Below are 2,292 nucleotides of genomic sequence, written 5' to 3'. Positions count from 1 at the left end.
TCTTTTACAAAAGGGGGTATTTTATTGTTGATAATAGTACTCGTTTTTTTGTGAGCCGGGAATTATTTCTTGGATATAATGGTATTAAAAGATCATACGACGATGGTGAGAGCCTTTGGGCTAATAAAAGTGCGATGGTTTATGAACTTTTTGATAAAGCAACTGTTTTCATTGGCTAATCCTGCAACAAATTTGACCTTGTTATTGCTACCTGGTAACAACTTACGGGCGACCATCCAATTAAACCGGCTATAAAAGGAAATTTGCCGCTGCCAATACTGGACTACTTATCGACAGATGATAAATTTAAATGTTAACTTGTAATTGATGTTGCCGAAGGATTATTCTTTTGCACGTCGCCCCGTAACACCACAGAACCCACAAAAAGAGTGGCTTATTTTAAGAAAATAGCACCAGGGCAAAGGTTGAGATTTTTAGTAAACAACCAATTGGAAGAAAGGTTTGTGTTTTTAAACAAGGATCATTTATCGCTTTCTGCACCGCCGGATTGCCTGCCGATAAAAAATGCCCGTTTTTGCCCTTCAAATTGCAGCCCGCAAAGCTTTAACCCCAGTAATTTTGACCGGCAAGATATAATGACAGACCGGTTTGAAAAAGATACCACGCATCAAAACCAATTAAAGGGCTTATGGGCCTTTTACAACAGCATAAGTAAAGATCTTCCACCAAACCAGGCTAAAACAGCCTCTATAATAGCCACTGTACACACAGGCATTGATAAAATTAAACAGAGAGGCGCACATGTAATATTTGTAAGAACCCCATTCAGCGGACCTTATTGGCAGGGTGAGCAAATGGGTTTTTCCTTGGGCTGTGTATTGGGAAAAACTGCTGAGTGCAACCCGGGTTAGCGGTATTCATTTTAAAGACTACGCGGCTACAGATCATTTTATTTGCCCGGAGTTTTGCATTTAATGCAAAGTGATGCTATTATATTTACGCAAAACCTTTCACGAATACCGGAGCAGGATAAAGGGTGGAAGTTTGCAAAAAGCTCCCTGGCAGCTAATTAGTTTTTTTTATCATTTTAATACAAATAACAACGGTATTTAACTCTTATACATTTATAGTGTTTTTGCAGTAATGCTTTTTTTACACAACCAGCCACTGCCGTGGAAGGTTAAAAAAATAAACCTGCTCATTGCCAGTTATATTTTTTATGCAACATGGAACTCTCCTTTTATTATGCTTTTCTGGCGGTTACTATTGTAGATTATTTTTTACGCTGCAGATTGTTCACTGAGCCCAATAAACATAAAAGCAAAGTGCTGCTTGTAATTAGTCTCATTGGTAACCTCGGCATACTGGTGTTCTTTAAATATGGAACTTTTCTGCTGGAAAATTTTACTACGCTTATAAAAGTTATCGGCATGAATTATCAACCTGCAAAACCGAATGTTATTCTGCCGGCAGGTATATCTTTTTACACTTTTACCACTTTGTGTTATACAGTAAATATGTATAAAAAAAAGAGTGAACCTGTAAAATCATTGCTGGATTTTTCGCTGTTTGTCACTTTTTTTCCGCACTTTGTAGCGAGGCCGATTGTGCGCCCACCCCAACTTGTACCGCAATTTGAAAGCCCCAGTACTGCTAATAAAAAGCAACTGATGCAGGGATTGTTTTTGATAACGCTGGGAATGTTTATGAAAGTTGTATTAGCAGACAGTATGCTTGCAGAGCCTGTAAACACAGTGTTTAACTAAAAAAAGCCCTTTATGGTCTGGATGCCAGGATGGATGTATTAGCCTTTTCAGGACAGATATTCTTTGACTTTGCAGGCTACTCAACCTGTGCATCGGTGTGGCTGCGTGCCTGGGTTTTGTATTGCCCGAAAACTTTTTATACCCTTATGCGGCAACCGGGTTTTCTGACTTTTGGCGGCGCTGGCATATTACCTTATCTGCATGGCTGCGAGATTATTTATATAATCCTCTGGGGACAACCGCCTTGGTACATTTAGAACCTATGTGAACCTGATGGTAACTATGTTGCTTGGTGGGCTTTGGCATGGCGCCAGCCGGCCCTTTGTAGTTTGGGGGGCTTTGCATGGGTTTTACCTGATGGTAGAAAAGTTTATACAGGATGTGAAGCCGAAGTTGCAGCTGCAGAGCAGTATACTGAATGAAGCACCTCTTGCCTTGCGAGGTATAAGTGCCCCGAGGTTTTTAAAGACGCTGCCATCATCTAACTTTATATATGCGCTGTTTACCTTTTTTTTAGTTAACGTAACATGGGTGTTTTTTAGAGCACCGGATTTTACATCGGCCT

The 2,292-nt window shown here is 40.1% G+C and carries 3 protein-coding genes and 1 pseudogene; all 4 read left to right on the top strand.

What is annotated here, in order from left to right:
* The first annotated feature begins 449 nt into the window (after window positions 1-449).
* Window positions 450-872: a hypothetical protein gene (locus tag H7254_RS15565; RefSeq protein ID WP_301933835.1), complete on the top strand. Its 423-nt coding sequence runs from the start codon at window positions 450-452 to the stop codon at window positions 870-872.
* 414 nt (window positions 873-1,286) lie between these two features.
* Window positions 1,287-1,727, top strand: a complete 441-nt coding sequence (locus H7254_RS15560; RefSeq protein ID WP_301933834.1) for a hypothetical protein — start codon at window positions 1,287-1,289, stop codon at window positions 1,725-1,727.
* 97 nt (window positions 1,728-1,824) lie between these two features.
* Window positions 1,825-1,995 carry an MBOAT family O-acyltransferase gene (locus H7254_RS21540; RefSeq protein ID WP_367875450.1) on the top strand — a complete coding sequence of 57 codons (171 nt, stop codon included), beginning with the start codon at window positions 1,825-1,827 and terminating at the stop codon, window positions 1,993-1,995.
* Window positions 1,992-2,292 (top strand): annotated as a pseudogene (locus tag H7254_RS15555) (hypothetical protein); the annotation flags it as partial. The gene H7254_RS21540 and the pseudogene H7254_RS15555, both read left to right, overlap by 4 nt.

It is taken from the genome of Ferruginibacter sp. (assembly GCF_014377975.1).
In the GTDB taxonomy this organism is placed as follows: domain Bacteria; phylum Bacteroidota; class Bacteroidia; order Chitinophagales; family Chitinophagaceae; genus Ferruginibacter.
The sequence above is the reverse complement of the archived record's forward strand: the minus strand, read 5'-3'. Positions and strand labels throughout refer to the sequence as shown.